Source organism: Streptomyces sp. NPDC001339, assembly GCF_042895955.1.
Lineage (GTDB): Bacteria > Actinomycetota > Actinomycetes > Streptomycetales > Streptomycetaceae > Streptomyces.
Genome location: NZ_JBIAWT010000003.1, coordinates 603629 through 619266 on the forward strand (window position 1 = coordinate 603629; position 15638 = coordinate 619266).

Here is a 15638-nt window from a genome sequence, read left to right on the forward strand (position 1 = left end):
TCCCGGGGCCGGACCGCTGTCAGATGACGTGGGTTTCGGGCCGGCTCCGGTGCCCGGCGAACCGGGCCGCGGTGAGCGGTGCGACATCGACCGCCGGAGTGGTGCCGAGGTACAGATCGCGGACGGTCTCCCCGACCGCGGGCGCCTGGAGGAACCCATGGCCGGAGAAGCCGGTGGCGTACAGGAACCGGCTGATCCCGTCCGCCTCACCGATCAGCGCGTTGTGGTCCGGGGTCATCTCGTACAGGCCGGCCCAGCCGCCGGTGACGGGCAGCTCGCTCAGCGCGGGCGCGCGGCGCCGGGCGGCCGCCCGGAACGGCTCCAGCCATTCCCGGGTGAACTCACGGCCGAAACCCGGTTCCTGACGGGGGTCCGACATGCCCAGCAGGAGTCCGCCCGCGCCGTCGTTGTGGAAGTAGAACGTGGAGTCCGGATCGAGGGTGAACGGGATCCGCGGGGGAGCCGGCCACAGCGGCCCCGTGAAGGCGACCTGCCGCCGCAGCGGAGTGACCGGCAGGCTCACGCCGGCCATCGCCCCGACGGCGGCGGACCAGGCTCCCGCACAGCAGATCACGGTCCGGGTGCGTACCGCGCCGTGCGGTGTGCGCACCGCCCGGACCGTCCCGTCGGTGGTGTCGACCGCGGTGACGGGGCAGTCGCCGCGCACGGTCGCCCCGTACCGGCGGGCCGCTCCCAGATAGCCGGCCACCGCCGCCGCGGGCAGCGCCCAGCCGTCACCGGGCGAGTACGCGCCGGCGACGATTCCGCCGGGGTCGATGAGGGGGCACAGACCATATGCCTCGCGCGGAGTGACGAGGCGGCTCGGCACGCCCAGCTCGCGCTGTACGGCGATGCTCCGCTCGAAGACGGCCGCCTGCTCGGCGTCACCGTGCAGGAACAGGTACCCGGCGCTCTCCAGTCCGATATCGGCACCGGGCCGACGGGCGAAGTCGCGCCAGGCCTCCAGACTGCGCCGGCCGAGCCGGATGTTGACCGGATCGGAGAACTGGGCCCGCACCCCTCCGATCGGCTTGCCGGACGAACCGGATCCCGGCCGGTCACGCTCCAGCAGGAGCACCTTCCCGGCACCGGCCTCGGCCAGGTGGAACGCGATGCTCGCCCCGATGACACCGCCGCCGACGATCACCACGTCGGCGGCCTCGGGGAGGGCGGCGGCAGCCGCGGTGAGAGCCATCCCAGGCCTTCCCGTCTTCTCGTCGTCTCGTCCGGACCCAGACCACAAAGCTCGTCCGGAACAGACCGCACAGCTCGTCAGGAACAGGGCACAGCTCTTCCGGAACAGACCACACAGCCGGCGGGCACCCCGCGCCCGGACGGCCTGCCGCCCGCCCGCCGCTGTACAGATCGTCGCGCGCCGCGCCCGGGGCGTCCAGCGCCCTACAGCCGCCAACGGTGAGGTACGGCGCCAGGGCTCCGGCCCGGCGCCGGACGCCGCCCCGGTGTCACCCCACCGCAGGAACTCTCCACGAACCAGCCGGTCGCACCCGGGCCGGAGACGGCGCCCTGCTTACCATCACCGCAACCCCGGACACCCGTCCGGGCACCCTGCCACCAGCACGATCATCGAGTCGGGAGAGGCCGTATGAACGCCAGAGCGGGCTCGGTTCAGGCGCTGACCATCCAGCCGGCCGGGGGAGCCGGGCAGCACGCCGGCCGCCTGGAAGCCTTCGCCGACCCGCTGAAGGCCCGGCTCGTCGACAGCAACTCGCTCCGCCCGGTGCCCGGTGCCGAGGTGACGTTCTGCTGGACGTCCACCAGCCAGCAGGCCCTCTTCGAGGGCGACGAGATCGCCGTCACCGTACGCACCGACGCCGGCGGCTACGCCGAGACCCCGCCGCTCGTGGCGGGCGACGCGGCCGGCACGGCCCTGTTCACGGTGACCGCCGAAGGCGCCGCCCCGGAGGAGTTCGAGGTCACGGTCGACCCCTGAACCCGCCCCGCCGGGACGGGAGCGCACGGAATCCGGGTGCGGCACGGTGCCGTTGTACGGAGTCCGTGGGTATAGGTGCCCTCGCGGCCGCGACGGATGCCCCGGAGTGGCGGAAGGGAGTGGTGGCGATGGAGCGGACCACATGCTGTGTGGTGGGCGGCGGTCCCGCCGGAATGGTGCTGGGGCTGCTGCTGGCCCGGGCCGGTGTGGCGGTCACGGTCCTGGAGAAACACGGCGACTTCCTCCGCGACTTCCGCGGCGACACCGTCCACCCGTCCACCCTGGCGCTGCTGGACGACCTGGGGCTGGGCGAGCGGTTCGCCCGGCTGCCGCAGCGGCGGGTGACGAGGGTTCAGCTGCCGCTCGGCTCGGACGGTTCGCTGGTCACCGTCGGGGACATCGGCGCGCTGCGCGGCAGGTTCAACTACATCGCCATGGTGCCCCAGTGGGACCTCCTCGACCTGCTGGCGGACGAGGCGGGGCGGGAGCCGTCCTTCTCGGTGCGGATGAGCACCGAGGCGACCTCCTTCCTGACGGAACGGGGCCGGGTCACCGGTGTGCGGTACCGCACCGCCGACGGCCGTACCGGTGAGCTGCGGGCCACCCTCACCGTGGCCTGCGACGGCCGGGGCTCACTGGCCCGCTCCCTGCCCGAACTGGGCCTGCGGCGGTTCACCTGCCCCATGGACGCCTGGTGGTTCCGGCTGCCACGGCGCGAGGACGACCCGCACGGACTGGTGGGAGGCGTCGGCGACCGGCTGCTCGCGGCCATGATCGACCGCGGGGAGTACTGGCAGTGCGCCGTGCTGATCCCCAAGGGCACCGACGCCGAGCGCCGCGCCGCCGGCCTCGCGCCGTTCATGGCCGACTACGCGGTAGCCGCCCCCTGGCTCGCCGACCGCGTCCACGCGCTCGGCTCCTGGGACGAGGTGAAGCTGCTCGACGTACGGCTCGACCGCCTCCGGCGCTGGCACCGCCCGGGGCTGCTGTGCATCGGCGACGCCGCGCACGCGATGTCGCCGGTCTTCGGCATCGGCATCAACCTCGCCGTCGAGGACGCGGTGGCCGCCGCCCGGTACCTCGTCGAGCCGCTGCGCGCGGGGACGGTCGGCCTGCGCGACGTACGCGCCGTCCAGCGCCGCCGGTGGCCGACGACCGCGCTGACGCAGGCGCTTCAGCGGGTCGCCCATGCCCGGGTCATCGGACCGGTGCTGGCGGGGGAGGCGCCCTTCGGCAACCCCCGGCGGGCCCGGCGGATGGCCGAGTGGGTCACCACCTCACGCTGGCTGAACCGGGTGCCGGCGTACTTCCTCGCCTACGGCGCCGTACGGGAACGCCCGCCGGCCGCGTCGGTGCGGTGAACGCCCGCACCCGGTCCGAGCCATGGTCCTCTCGCTGTCCCGTATCTCTATTCCGTATCCCTATCCCGCCGTCCCGAAGTCCTGTGTCCAGTAGTCGCCGGGCTGCGCGAGACCCACTCCGATTTCCTTGAAAGAGCAGTCGAGGATATTGCGCTTGTGGCCCGGGCTGGTCATCCAGCCTTCCATCACGCTCTCGGGAGTGGAGTAGCCGTAAGCGACATTCTCGCCGTAGGAACTCCACTGGTAGCCGGCCCGTGTGATCCGCTCTTCCGGCGCCGAACCGTCGGAGCCCGTGTGGGACATATCGCGGTGTTCCGCCATGTCTTCGCTGTGATCCTGCGCGGCCTTGGTCAGCTTCGTATTCAGCTTCAGCGGTGCGCATCCGGCCTTGCCGCGTTCACTGTTGACGAGTTCCAGAACGCGAGCCGTGGCCTTGGACGCCGGAGCGGCGGATTCCGAGGTATTCGGGGACGGAGCGGCGGCCTTCGATATCTTCGTCGTCTGCGTCGATGCCGGGCTCTGCCACCGGCCAGGGCCTCGGCCGTCCGTGTTCCCCTCCCCGTCCAGACAAGCCATCGCGGCGGAGGGTACGGCCACCGCGCTGATGGCGACGGCGGCGATCGCTATCTTCCGGTAATGCCGCTTTCTGCGGTGCTTCGTCATCGACGACCTCACTGAGCTGGGGATATGCCGTGGGGTCGTCATTCTTGGGACGGCTTGGGGAGAGGGCAAGGGAACGCTTCTACTAGCCACTTTCGTAGAAACGGGTGCTTCTTGTCAGGGGCGTATCGACGTGCTGCCGGAGACAGGGATCTTGAGTGAATGGCTGGCGCCCCGTCAGAATCCTTTCAGTGGTGAATGAGCGGGCACGGGTAATGGCTCGGGCGAACAGCGGACGGCTGTCTGCGGGCTATTCCTCGATCAAGGCGGACAAATCCCCTATTGTCGCCGAGGAGGCTTTCTACTAACCGCCATAGTTGACGCCCGGTCCCCCTATGGCGGATGTCACAAGGGGACCGGGCGCCGCTTTCCGTAGCGTGACGTCACTCGCTCTGCTGCAGAGCCTGGAGCGACGCCACCAGCTTGTCCACCTCCTCATGTGTGTTGTACAGCGCGAGTGAGGCACGGGCCGCGCTCTCGAGTCCGTAGTGGGCCAGCGCCGGCTGGGCGCAGTGGTGACCGGCCCGGATGGCGATGCCGTCGCTGTCCAGCCAGTCGGCGATCTCCACCGGGGTACGGCCCGCGAGGGTGAAGGTGAGCACGCCGATCCTGTCGGGCGCCGAGCCCAGCAGCTCGAATCCGGGCACGGTCGCGAGGGCCTGCTGGGCGTACGCCATCAACGAGGTCTCGTAGGCGGCGATGGCGTCCTGGTCGAAGGACGTCAGCCAGTTCAGTGCGGCCAGCAGGCCGACGACGCCGGAGATGTGCCCGGTGCCCGCCTCCAGGAGATGAGGCACCGGGGCATAGGTGGTACGGCCGAAGTCGACCGACTCGATCATGTTGCCGCCGCCCTGCCACGGCGCCATCTTCTGCAGGACCTCCGGCTTGGCGTACAGGGCGCCGATGCCCGTCGGGGCGAACAGCTTGTGGCCGGAGAACACATAGAAGTCGGCGTCCAGGTCCTGTACGTCGACCGGGAAGTGCGCCACCGCCTGCGCCCCGTCGACCAGGACCTTGGCCCCGTAACGGTGCGCGAGCGCGGTCATCTCGCGCACCGGCGGAACGGTGCCCAGCACATTCGACGCATGACTGATCGCCACCAGCTGGGTGCGCATGGAGAGCAGGTCGTCGAACGCGTTGAGGTCGATCTGCCCGTCCGGTTGCAGTGGTACGGGTACTACCCGTGCCCGGGTCTCCTTGGCAATCATCTGCCAGGGGACGATGTTCGAGTGGTGCTCCAGCACCGGTACGAGGATGTCGTCACCCGGACCGAGGTTGGCCCGCCCCCAGGTCTGCGCCACGAGGTTGATGGCTTCGGTGGTGCCGCGTACGAAGGCGATGGTGTCCGGGGACGGTGCGCCCAGGAACCGGGCGACCGCGGCCCGGCCCGCTTCGTACGCCTCGGTGGCCTCCCGGGCCATGGTGTGCGCGCCGCGATGGATGTTGGAGTTGGCGGATCCGTAGAAGCCGGCCAGCGCCTCGATGACCTGTCGCGGCTTCTGGGTGGTGGCCCCGTTGTCCAGCCAGACCAGTGGGTGACCGTTGACCATCCGATGCAGGATCGGGACGTCCCGGCGCGCCAACTCGGGGGAGAACGCGGCCGGTTGACCGAGATATCCAGTGGTCTGGCCCGGCAGTCCGGTGGTCTGGCCGGGGAGTCCGGCCGGCGGTACGGTCTGGTCGGCGGCGGGCTGGGCGGTGGCGGCGGACAGGCCTGGGTCCCAGGCTGCGGAGGGATCCGCGACCGGGATCGCGGTGGCCGGCGCTCCGGGCACACCGGCGGTCGATGGGGAGGCCGGGATCGACGAGGGTGCCGGAACCGCACCGGACGCCGCCGGCGGATTCAGTCCCAGCCCCTGCGTGACATCGGGAGTCCGCGTGGCGTCAAGAGTCCGCGTGACGTCAGGAGTAGTCATGGTAGTTGTTGACCTCGACGTTCTGGAGCACGGCCACCGCGTCTTCCACCAGCACCGCGGCATTGAAGTACGCCGTCATCAGGAACGAGGTGATGCCCTTCTGGTCCATGCCCATGTTCCGCATCGACAGGCCGGGTTCCATCTCGTCCTCGATCTTCGCGGGCCGCAGACCCACCACGCCCTGTTCGGCCTCACCGACGCGCATCAGCAGGATCTCGGAGGTGCCGACCCCCGCGCCTTCGGAGAACCGCACCTTGTCGGAGGGGAGCAGCGGCACTCCGCGCCAGGACAGCAGCGGGCTGCCGAACCGGTTGTCGATGACCGGGGGGACACCCCGGCGCGTACATTCCCGCCCGAACGCGGCGATCGTCCTGGGGTGCGCGAGGAAGAAGCCGGGCTGCTTCCACACCCGGGTCAGCAGCTCGTCCAGGTCGTCCGGCGTCGGTGATCCGGTACGGGCCTGGACCCGCTGCCCCGGCGCCACATTGTTGAAGAGCCCGAACTCCGGGTGGTTGAGCAGCGAGGCCTCCTGCCGCTCGCGCAGCGCCTGCGCCGTGAGCGTGGCCTGGGCGCGGACCTGGTCGATGGGGCCGTTGTAGAGGTCGGAGACCCTCGTGTGCACCCGCAGCACCGTCTGGGCGAGGTTCATGTGGTACTCGCGGGGCGCAGCCTCGTAGTCGACGAACGTTCCCGGAAGGTCCGGTTCACCGACGTGCCCGGTCGCGAGGTCGACCGGGGACTCCGAACCCGGCAGGGGGACGTCGCCCGCGAGGTAGGCGTCCATCGCGCCCCGCAACGCCGCGTCGCGGTCGCACAGTCCGTCGAGCACGCCGCGTTCGACGCGCAGCGCCACACCGGGGGTGAGCGCCCGGACGCGATAGGGCAGCGGCTCCGAGCGGGTCCAGGCGTCGAGGTCGAAGAACTGGCCGTCGCCGATGACCTCCAGCACGCCGTCCTCGCCGTAGCGGCCGCTCACCCGCTTCTCGGCGCGGCCCTGGACGATCACCCACAGCTGCTGGTGCGCGTCGCCTTCCTGCGCGAGCATCTGCCCCGCCTCGAAGCGCACCTCGGTGAAAGCGCCGGCGAGTTCGGCGAGGAGGGCATCGTCCGCCTTCCGGAGATACGGCAGTTCCCGCAGGTCGCCGGGGACGACCTGGGGCGAGCCGCCGTCGCTGTGGGTGCTGATGCGGTCGTCCCCGAGGACGTACGTACGACGGCGGTTGACGCGGAAGACGCCCGCTTCCACGTCCACCCACGGCAGGGCGCGCAGCAGATATCGCGGGGTGATGCCGCGCATCTGCGGGCTGGTCTTGGTGGTGGTCGCAAGCTGCCGTGCCGCATCCGGGCTGAGGCTCAACTGGTCGTTCACGGGACCCCTCCTCATCGCAAGGCACGCCGATCGGCCGGCGCACGGCCGAACGACACGCGGGAACGATCCGATCGTGTTGTCGGAGTCCGCAGCCTCGCAACCGACCGTCCGCCGGTGTGAGGCCGGAAATGCTCGCTGAACTGAAGGACCGGTTCCGCAAAAATGTGCGACTACTCGTGGTGACAACGCCGCTACCACGTACGGGAATCCCGGGAGCAGGAGCTTCAGGGGCATCCGGACGCTCCGCCCCGTACCTTTCCGCACCCAGGTATCCGACCAGATTTACTCTCATAACACTGCTTTGCATTTCTTAAAGGATGGCTTATCGGTCTCCTCCGTGTCTTCCTGCGCCTTGCTGCGCGCGGTGCTCACCCGCCACCTGCGGCAGGTTGCGGCTGCCGTGCTGGTCAGGGCACCCTTGCGGGCATGTCGCAGGTAAGGCTCGAGGCCTGGATCGGTGGGGAGTGGCTGGAGGTGGACGCGGTGAGCGTCACCGTGGGCGATTCCGCACTGACGCTCTCTTTCGAACATCAGCGGACCGAAGCCGGTTACCGGAGTCTCATTTGGGAGCCACTGGAGAAATTTCTGCGGGAGTACCGCGACGAGCCGCTCGTCGTGGTGCCGCTCGGCCGCAGCTTGCCGGTGATGTTCGGCCCGGGCGCCGCCGGGCCGTTCCGGCTGGCGGAGACTCCGGGCGGCTGATCGCCGTGTGGTGGCGGCTCGCCGGGGCCGGGGGCCGGGGGTTATCGGAGCCCGGTCTCCGCCTTGCTGAACAGCACACCGTCGGAGTAGAAGAACACCGCGTTGCTCGTCCCGTCGGCGCCGTAGCACGTCCACGTCACGGGGTAGCCGTCGGCGGGTGACGCCTCATGTTCCTGCTGGCACGTACTGGCGTAGCGGAACAGGGTCTTCTCGTCGCTGCCGGCCTTGATCTGCTGGTACTCGGCGAAGGTCAGCGGATCGCCGGCGGCGGCGAAGCCCTCGTAGGCGCCGATGGCCACGAGGAGGCCGAGGCCGAGGCCGCAGAGGCCGGCTATCGCGCTCTTCTTCATGGGTCCTTCTGAGGTGCAGGGGGGCAGGCCGAAGGAAGATTCTATGCGGTTCTCTGTGGTGATCCGGAGCGGCGATCCGGAGTGCGCCTGGTGGGGCGGCGAGGACGGCCGGGGATGGCCGGGGACTGCCGCCCCACCAGGGTCGAGCCTCTTCCTGTGGGCCCGGAAGACTCAGCCGATCAGCGGGATCCACCTCTGATCAGCGGCTCCCGTGCACCGGGCGAGGGCCACCGAGTTGCGGTTTCCGGAGTCGGTGATGCAGCCCTGGGCGAACTTCCGGCTGATCAGGGCGGAGCCCGCTTCTCTGTTCGCGTAGTCCCAATACTGGGCCTGAATGCCGGAATTGCAGTCCGCCAGCGCAATCTGCTGCCCTATGCCCTTGGCCGTGATGCACCGGCCGGGGTGGTGTGCGCTCTCCAGTTGGTAACCCTGGAACCGTCCGGGCTTCAGATAGAAGTCCTGAGTTCCGGAGGTGTCCGGGGACCAGGCCTTCACGGTATCGTTTCCGAAGGCGTCGAGGTTACGGTCGCTGTCGACGTTCTGGAGTGTGTACCGAACGTCCGGCTGAACCGTGGAAACGGTCGCCGCTTGCGCGCTGCCGGCAGTCAGCAGACCCGTGCTGAGCAGGGCCGATGCGGACAGAACGGCGGCGATGGCCTTGCGACTTGCCACGATCTCCTCCTGGCCTGTGACTTCTGCGCGTCGGGTATGAAGTCGACGTTCGCAGGTCACCTGAAAAGGTTGAGTGTGCACGTTCCTGGGGCATGTGCCCCGGAAAGGAACATACGGTTGGCCGGGCTTTTTCCGGAAGGTATGTTCCGGACGTCAAGGCGACGTGATGATTGCGCCGTCAATTTCTTTGCATTCCCGCAGAGATCGCTTCCGGGCAAGTGGGAATTCGGGCCATTCGCGGGCCGGCCATGAGAGATGAGGGGTGGTTCGGCCGAACCTCAGGAATTTCCGGCCACTACCCGGAGGTCAGTATCCGCACCCGGCCGGGCGCGGATAAAGGGGTCGGGGCTGCGGACGGTGCGAGAAGACCAAGGAGCCCCCGCGGCGGCACACCCCCCAACGTCGCCTCACGGGCCTGAGCGCGTGCGCGCGCCACCGCTCGCCCCGGGCTGTGGCGTGATCCGGCGGGCCGACGACAGGCAACCGGCTGGCTGAATCCCTCCATAGCCCGACATCGTGGCCTATACACCCAGTTCGCCGTCTCATGCCTCACCAGGCCAGGAGGTGACCGCTTAGTCCACTTGGCTCCCAGTTGTGGCTGTTATGGCAGTGATATGACCTTGATTCCGTTCTGCCGTGCTTCCATCTCGTCATGGAGGTGCTCAGGTGATGGCTGGAGACCCACAGCAGGACGTCCAGCAGGTCGTCCGACCCCACGCGGGTGCGCCGCGACGCCGCCTGCTGGCCGCGGCCGCGCTGGCCCCGATGCTGGCCGGGGCGTCGCCCCCCGCCCGGGCTTTGGCCGCGGGACGGGCCGGGGCGAAGAACCCCAGGCCGGTCGAGCCGGTTCCCACCACCCTGGCGGGCTGGGAGGGCGTGGCCCACACGCTGGGCCGGCCGGGCGACATGAAGCGAAACCTGATGTACCACACGGCTCTGCCGCGCCGGGACCTCCTCGTGCGCTCCCGCAACGTCCTCGTGAAACCGGCGCTGGCGCTCGGCTCGCATGTGTCCTTCGTCCGCTACGCCGACGAGACCACGCTGGTGATGGGCGATGTGGTGGTCGCCGAGCGCGAACTGCAGCCGTTCGTGGATGCCCTGCACGCGTACGGGATCGGGCTGACCGCGATCCACAAGCACCTCCTGTCGCAGACCCCGGACATCTGGTGGGTCCACATCCACGCACACGGCCACGACACCCTGGCCATGGCCCGCGGCCTGCGTGCGGGGTTCGACCGTACGAACACCCCGCCCCCGCTGCCGCCGGCCCCGCCGCAGCCACTCGACCTGGACACCGCCGGTATCGACGCCGCGATGGGCGCCGAAGGCTCTTATGACGAAGGCATCCACAAATGCGTCTTCGTCCGCCGCGAGACCGTCACCGACGGCGACCGGGTGCTGCCACCAGGCCTGGGATCGACCAGCGCGTTCAACTTCCAGCCGCTGGGCGGCGGTTTCGCCGCGCTCAGCGGAGACTGCGCCATGATCGCCGACGAGGTCCACGACGTCCTGGTGGCCTTGCGCCGTGCCGGGGTGGAACTCGTCGAGCTGCACAACCACGGCCTGACGGACGAACCCCGCCTGTTCTTCGTCCACTTCTGGGCCGTCGGTGACGGCGTCGCGCTCGCCCGGGCCCTGCGCCCAGCGGTGGCCGCCACCAACGTCGTCCCGATCGGCTGACCCTGGCGTGAAGCGGAGTTCGGACGCACCCGGCTGTCCGCGGGCGTGGGCCGCCGGAGGCGGTCACGGCTCGGGGTGTGCGCCGCTCGTGGGGGTACGCACACCTAGCCCTCGGACGATACGGGCCAGGTCGGCCGGGGCGGCCGCGAGGCGGACCGGCGCGCCCGCGTCGTCGAGTTCGGCGATGTGCCAGCTTCTGGGCACCGTGTCGCCGTCGCTGCCCCGGGCGCGCCGCACCTCCTTGACGGTGAGCCGCTCCACCGGGATGTCCTTCGCCGCGAACCGGCCCGGGCCGGGGTGCGGCGTCACCGCGGGCGGGCCGTCTCCCAGGACGATGTGGGTGCCGAAGCCGTACGGGTTGTAGTCGGTGTGCTCCAGGAAGCGGGCGGCCAGGAACACCTCCTTCTCCCGCTCGGCGGAACCGTCGGCCGCTGCTCCGGCTTCTTCCGTCGCTTCAGCCTCTTCGGCTTCCCCGGGCGTACGGATGCGGGTGGCGCGCCAGGCCCAGAGGAACAGGCCCAGCGTGGCCGACGAGCCCGCGGCCGCCCATGTGACCGCCACGGGAGAGGAGAGCAGGGTCGTGGGCGTGGGGTGGAGACAGCAGAGCGGCAGCAGCCACAGGGCCGTACCGACGAGCGCACCCGCGAACGGCAGAGCCGAGGGGAGGACCTCGTCGTCGGGCAGCCGGCGCCCGCGCAGGCGGAGCAGCGTCTGCGCGCCGGGGTAGCCCGCGGCGAGGGCGAGCGCGGCCGCGACGGCGGCCAGGTCCCCGCCACCGGCGAAGTGCTCACGCCACTCCTGGTGCTCGCCGGTGACCTTCATCACCGCGCCCCGCCAGTAGGTCAGTTCGACGCTGTCGCCGGGCCGGAACCCCTCGGCGGTCTCTTGCGAGACCGCGAGCCGGTCCAGCGGCCGGCCCCCGGCGAAGTACAGCCAGCTGCGCTGTTTGGGCCGGTTGACCTCGGTGTCCTTGATCACGGCCGGCAGGGTGGTCAGGCAGCTCCCGCGCTCCGTGGCGGGCGTCGCGGCGGTGCACGGACGGGCCGACTGCCACGCCCGCTCCTCCGCGGCCGCGTACGGCACGAACCACGCGACTGCGATCGCGCCCCCGAGCAGCAGCGCGCACAGCCCCAGCGGCCCGGCCCAGCCACGCCCGCCGGTGCGGTACGAGATGACGGGCACGTGGCCCGACTCCGGGGCTCCGTAACGGCGGTGCAGCGCGCGAAGCGCGTCCAGCTTCGCGTCGAAGTCCGGGTCGGCGGGGGACCAGCTGTGCGGCAGGGGCAGGATCCGCTTGCGCCCGTCGTGCCGTACCAGGATGACGCGACGGGTCTCCTCGACCCGTGGGGTGTTCGCGTACTTCAGGCGTACACGCAGGTCGGCGACGTCGCGCCAGGGCACGCTCCGGCGGCGCAGCAGCGTCCGCCAGTGCAGGCCGTATGCGTCGGCGCGCACCCGGGTGGTGACCGCGCGGAGCGACGCGATGCCCACCAGGGCGAGCAGCAGGCCGGTGCCCAGCCACACATCCAGAAGCGTGCCCCGGTACGCCATGCGCACCGCGGCCAGGACCGCCCCGGCCACCCCGGCTCCGACGAAGCACCACAGGGCGCGCTTCAGGAGGGGCCGGCAGGTCACTTCCCGGATATCGGTCATGCCGGAAATCCTGCCACCGCCCGGTTTGCACGTGCTTGTGCGGGGTGCGGCAGAGTTCTGGGCGGCAAGGCTGCCGTATGCCCGAAAGGCGAGGCCCGGCCTGCGCCACCCCACTCCCTTCCTGTGCCGTGGAATCCTTGCCGTGAAAAAATCCTCGCCCGCTGATCCCGACCTGGGGCAGTCTGCTCGCATGATCGAGCTACAGGTACTGACGGCGGACGACTGGCCCAGGTGGCGCGAGCTGCGGCTGGCCGCGCTCGCCGAGGCGCCCTATGCCTTCGGCTCCAGGCTCGCGGACTGGCAAGGGGAGGGCGACCGGGAGGAGCGATGGCGTTCCCGGCTGAGCATCCCCGGCTCGTGGAATATCGTCGCCGCACTCGACGGGAAGCCGGCCGGGATGGCCGGCGGCATTCCGGGCTCGCGGAAGGGCGTCGTGGAACTGATTTCCCTGTGGGTCGGCGCAGAGGCTCGGGGGAGGGGCGTCGGGGATCGCCTGGTTCAGGCGGTGGGGCAGTGGGCCGTGCAGGGGCGGGCGGAGGTCCTGGAGCTCTTCGTCACGCCCGGCAACGCACACGCGATGGCGCTGTACCGGCGCCATGGATTCGAGGACGCCGGGCCCCTGGGTGAGGTGCTGCCCGATGGACGGAGAGAACACCTCATGACGAAGAGGCTCTCCCCCGGCTCAACATCCTGGTCCACGGCACCGCCCCTGCGGGCTCGGTAGCTCGGTAGCTCGGTAGCCGCACTCCGCCCCGCCCCACCTCACCCCGCCCCGCAGCATCCCGGCCAAGTTCCCGGTGTGCGGGCGGGACCGGGCCCGCTGCGGTCCCGGTCCGACCGGTGGTCGGCTCAGGCGTGGATCGGAGTCAACAGGGCGGCTGCGCAGGGTAGTTGGACGAACTGGACCTGGCCTTGCCCCACTCCGGTGTGCAGAGGCGCGTGACCGGACACCGGCCGGATCTGTACACGTACCCGTGACGAACCGCACAGGATGATCTTTCATCATGGATGCGGGTGATGATCCTCTGCTTCTCGCCATAACTCGCCATAGCTCTGTCCAGATCGGCCTAACTCGGCATAACTGGATATAACTCGGCATAAGGAGCCACATTGTTGCAGCGCACCATCCGGACCGGCCTCGTCGCCCTGGCGGCACTGGGGATCGCGGCAACCTCCGCCCTCCCCGCTCAGGCTGCGTCCGTGACCTGTCGTAAGAGCGACTTCTGTCTGTTCAGCGGCCATCACCAGACCGGTGAGGTGCTCTACCGCCTCCCCGTGAAGGTGACCCGGAGCGGCTTCACCTTCCCGGAAGTCGACGAACTGGCCCTTCCGGTGGCCCCGTTGTCGGCACGCAATCCGATACCCGATGACTTCGGCTGCATCGTGAGGCTCAACGACAGGCCGCATTTCGCCGGGAGCGAACAGGAGATAGACGGCTTCGGTGAAGCGGAGCTGACCGGAGCTCCGGTGGCCTCGATCACCCCCGACTGCGGCTGAGGGTCTCTCCCGCCTGCAAGGGCGCCGGAATCAGTGCGTCCAGCGCGTGGTCGAGGGCGCGCAGCAGCGCGTCCCGGTCGTCGGGTGCGTACAGCAGTCGCAGGGCCAGCCCGTCGGAGAGTGCGATCACGGCATCGGCGAGGGCCAGTCGGCCGGCGGCCGCGTCCGGGCCGCTGCCGTGCCCGATGGCTGCCAGCCAGCCGCCGAGGGCCGTGCGGACGTCCTCGTCGATCTGCCGGCGAATTGCGCCGAGTCCGGGGTGATGGGCCGCGCGGGTGGCGAAGGCCAGTTGAGCGGCGGCCTCGGCTCGGCGTTCCGCGTCCAGGGGGAGGGTGGTGAGGACGAGGGCGCGGAGCGCCTCACGTGGTGGGAGGCCGGAGTCGACGGCGGCCATCCGCTCCTCGATGCGCTCGCCGGCCAGCTCGGCGGCGAAGGCTAGCATCTCGTCCTTGGTGCGGAAGTACTTCTGGACGGCCCCCGGGGAGCGGCCGCTGGCGGCGGCCACCGTGCGCACACTGACCTCGTCCAGTCCCAGCTCGGAGGCGAGGCGCAGCACGGCGGCGCCGATCTGCCGCCGCTGTTCGTCGCGGTCCACGGTCTTCGGCACGCTGCGCGGCTCCTCGTTTCCACTTCTGTGTTTCCACTTCCGCCCTGCGGTTTCCCTGTTCCCCGTTCTCCCCGTTGCCCGGTTCCCCGCTGCCCCGTCAGGATACGCCCGTATCCTTTTAGGGATACAGTCGTATCTTGAAACTCGGCCGTGCCGACACCGGCCCAGTCGAACGGCGAACAGTGAACGGCGAACAGTGAAGGGCGAAGGGTGAAAGCCGAGTCAGGTGGCGAGAGGTACAAGACGATGGGGACACCGATGGATGATCGACATGAGCCCGCCATACGGATCGCGGACCGCGAGCGTGACGACGTGCTCGACCGGCTGGCCGCCGCGCTCGCCGAGGGGCGGCTGGACGCGCACGAGCACGAGCAGCGTGCGCGGCAGGCGCTCCAGGCGCGTACGGGTGCAGAACTCGCCGCACTGACGGCGGACTTGCCCGCACCGGAGCTGTCCGCGCGGGAACGGGACCGCAAGGACCTGCGGGACTGGCTGGAGGAGTGGCGCTACTGGCTCGGCGGTGCGGTGGTCATGTCGGCGATCTGGGGCGTGAACTGCTTCCGCAAGCACGAGTTGACGTACTTCTGGCCCTTGCCGCCGCTCGGGATCTGGGCGGCCGTGCTGGTTGCGATCGCGGTGTGGCCGCGCGGCGAGGAGAAGAACGACTCGTAGCCGTCCCCCCTCGCTGCCCCCCTCGCTGTCCCCCCGCTGCCCCGCCGGCTGCCTCGACTGGCGTCGTAGGCCGCTCACCTGCGGAATCCAGCCAAGAAAGCGCTTTATCGTCAATCGCGGGCAACTGGGAGGCAGCGCTGCCGGGCTCGGGCTACACATGAGGGCCGGCAGGGACGTTGGCTTTCCTCGTGGCGAGGAGGGCCACACTCGGGGGAGGGCTGGGCGATTGCTGACGATCAATGTTGCGGTAGGGCTCGCTGTCATCGTCGTCCTGCGGCTACGCCGCCGAACGGAGGCCAGGAGCCGGTTCGACGAGAAGCTGACCGTGCTCATCGTGCTGGCACTCGGGGTGTTGATCGCTCCGACACCGGTGGGGCACGCGATCCTGGACTTCCTGACCCAACTCGTGAACGGCATCTCACGAGCCGGCCAGTGAGTGTCATGGGCCGGCCGGTGAGTGTCATGGGCGGACCGGTGAGTGCCGTCACGCGAACACCGGCCCGTGCCCCCGCTCGGCGAACGCACCGCCGGCGCAACCGCCGTCACCA

16 protein-coding genes are annotated in these 15638 nt (G+C 70.1%); 8 read left to right on the forward strand and 8 right to left on the reverse strand.

The features are described from left to right. Window positions 1-19: 19 nt before the first annotated feature. Window positions 20-1195 (reverse strand): NAD(P)/FAD-dependent oxidoreductase, encoded by a 1176-nt coding sequence (locus ACFY12_RS11720; protein WP_390715592.1) that lies wholly within the window; start codon window positions 1193-1195, stop codon window positions 20-22. A gap of 408 nt (window positions 1196-1603) precedes the next feature. Between ACFY12_RS11720 and ACFY12_RS11725 the strand changes: the two genes are divergently transcribed. Together ACFY12_RS11725 and ACFY12_RS11730 are read left to right on the forward strand one after the other, a co-directional pair. Beyond that, window positions 1604-1951: an Ig domain-containing protein gene (locus tag ACFY12_RS11725; RefSeq protein WP_390715593.1), complete on the forward strand. Its 348-nt coding sequence runs from the start codon at window positions 1604-1606 to the stop codon at window positions 1949-1951. A gap of 128 nt (window positions 1952-2079) precedes the next feature. Then, the gene (locus tag ACFY12_RS11730; protein WP_390715594.1) at window positions 2080-3312 is read left to right on the forward strand and encodes an FAD-dependent oxidoreductase; all 1233 of its coding nucleotides are present in this window, start codon (window positions 2080-2082) and stop codon (window positions 3310-3312) included. 60 nt (window positions 3313-3372) lie between these two features. Here the strand turns inward: ACFY12_RS11730 and ACFY12_RS11735 are convergent, their stop codons facing one another. From ACFY12_RS11735 to ACFY12_RS11745, 3 genes are all read right to left on the reverse strand, one after another. Then, window positions 3373-3975 carry a CAP domain-containing protein gene (locus ACFY12_RS11735; protein ID WP_390715595.1) on the reverse strand — a complete coding sequence of 201 codons (603 nt, stop codon included), beginning with the start codon at window positions 3973-3975 and terminating at the stop codon, window positions 3373-3375. Between the two features lie 380 nt (window positions 3976-4355). Further along, the gene (locus tag ACFY12_RS11740) at window positions 4356-5888 is read right to left on the reverse strand and encodes a SufS family cysteine desulfurase (protein WP_390715596.1); all 1533 of its coding nucleotides are present in this window, start codon (window positions 5886-5888) and stop codon (window positions 4356-4358) included. Beyond that, on the reverse strand, window positions 5875-7257 hold the full coding sequence (locus ACFY12_RS11745) for a family 2B encapsulin nanocompartment shell protein (RefSeq protein WP_390715597.1): 1383 nt from the start codon (window positions 7255-7257) through the stop codon (window positions 5875-5877). The genes ACFY12_RS11740 and ACFY12_RS11745 overlap by 14 nt, the downstream gene beginning before the upstream one ends. Before the next feature lie 426 nt (window positions 7258-7683). Here ACFY12_RS11745 and ACFY12_RS11750 point away from each other — a divergent pair, with 426 nt between their 5' ends. Next, window positions 7684-7959, forward strand: coding sequence for a hypothetical protein (locus ACFY12_RS11750; protein ID WP_390715598.1), 276 nt, complete (start codon window positions 7684-7686; stop codon window positions 7957-7959). Between the two features lie 41 nt (window positions 7960-8000). On the opposite strand, the gene ACFY12_RS11755 is transcribed toward ACFY12_RS11750, so the two are convergent. Beyond that, window positions 8001-8309 carry a hypothetical protein gene (locus tag ACFY12_RS11755; RefSeq protein ID WP_390715599.1) on the reverse strand — a complete coding sequence of 103 codons (309 nt, stop codon included), beginning with the start codon at window positions 8307-8309 and terminating at the stop codon, window positions 8001-8003. 171 nt (window positions 8310-8480) lie between these two features. Continuing rightward, window positions 8481-8981: an RICIN domain-containing protein gene (locus ACFY12_RS11760; protein ID WP_390715600.1), complete on the reverse strand. Its 501-nt coding sequence runs from the start codon at window positions 8979-8981 to the stop codon at window positions 8481-8483. A 669-nt stretch (window positions 8982-9650) separates the two neighbouring features. Here ACFY12_RS11760 and ACFY12_RS11765 point away from each other — a divergent pair. After that, entirely contained in the window at window positions 9651-10661 is a 1011-nt protein-coding gene (locus tag ACFY12_RS11765; protein ID WP_390715601.1) for a DUF1259 domain-containing protein, read from the forward strand. Between the two features lie 63 nt (window positions 10662-10724). Here the strand turns inward: ACFY12_RS11765 and ACFY12_RS11770 are convergent, their stop codons facing one another. After that, a complete protein-coding gene (locus ACFY12_RS11770; protein WP_390715602.1) occupies window positions 10725-12314 on the reverse strand; it encodes a PH domain-containing protein in 1590 nt (529 codons plus the stop codon). Between the two features lie 190 nt (window positions 12315-12504). On the opposite strand from ACFY12_RS11770, the gene ACFY12_RS11775 reads away from it, so the two are divergent. Further along, the gene (locus ACFY12_RS11775; protein WP_390715603.1) at window positions 12505-13038 is read left to right on the forward strand and encodes a GNAT family N-acetyltransferase; all 534 of its coding nucleotides are present in this window, start codon (window positions 12505-12507) and stop codon (window positions 13036-13038) included. A 389-nt stretch (window positions 13039-13427) separates the two neighbouring features. Further along, window positions 13428-13811 (forward strand): hypothetical protein, encoded by a 384-nt coding sequence (locus ACFY12_RS11780; protein ID WP_390715604.1) that lies wholly within the window; start codon window positions 13428-13430, stop codon window positions 13809-13811. On the opposite strand, the gene ACFY12_RS11785 is transcribed toward ACFY12_RS11780, so the two are convergent. After that, window positions 13792-14418, reverse strand: coding sequence for a TetR/AcrR family transcriptional regulator (locus ACFY12_RS11785; RefSeq protein WP_390715605.1), 627 nt, complete (start codon window positions 14416-14418; stop codon window positions 13792-13794). The genes ACFY12_RS11780 and ACFY12_RS11785 overlap by 20 nt on opposite strands. A 258-nt stretch (window positions 14419-14676) precedes the next feature. Between ACFY12_RS11785 and ACFY12_RS11790 the strand changes: the two genes are divergently transcribed. Together ACFY12_RS11790 and ACFY12_RS11795 are read left to right on the forward strand one after the other, a co-directional pair. Then, entirely contained in the window at window positions 14677-15090 is a 414-nt protein-coding gene (locus tag ACFY12_RS11790; RefSeq protein WP_390715606.1) for a DUF1707 domain-containing protein, read from the forward strand. A 226-nt stretch (window positions 15091-15316) separates the two neighbouring features. After that, window positions 15317-15526: a hypothetical protein gene (locus ACFY12_RS11795; RefSeq protein WP_390715607.1), complete on the forward strand. Its 210-nt coding sequence runs from the start codon at window positions 15317-15319 to the stop codon at window positions 15524-15526. Window positions 15527-15638 lie beyond the last annotated feature (112 nt).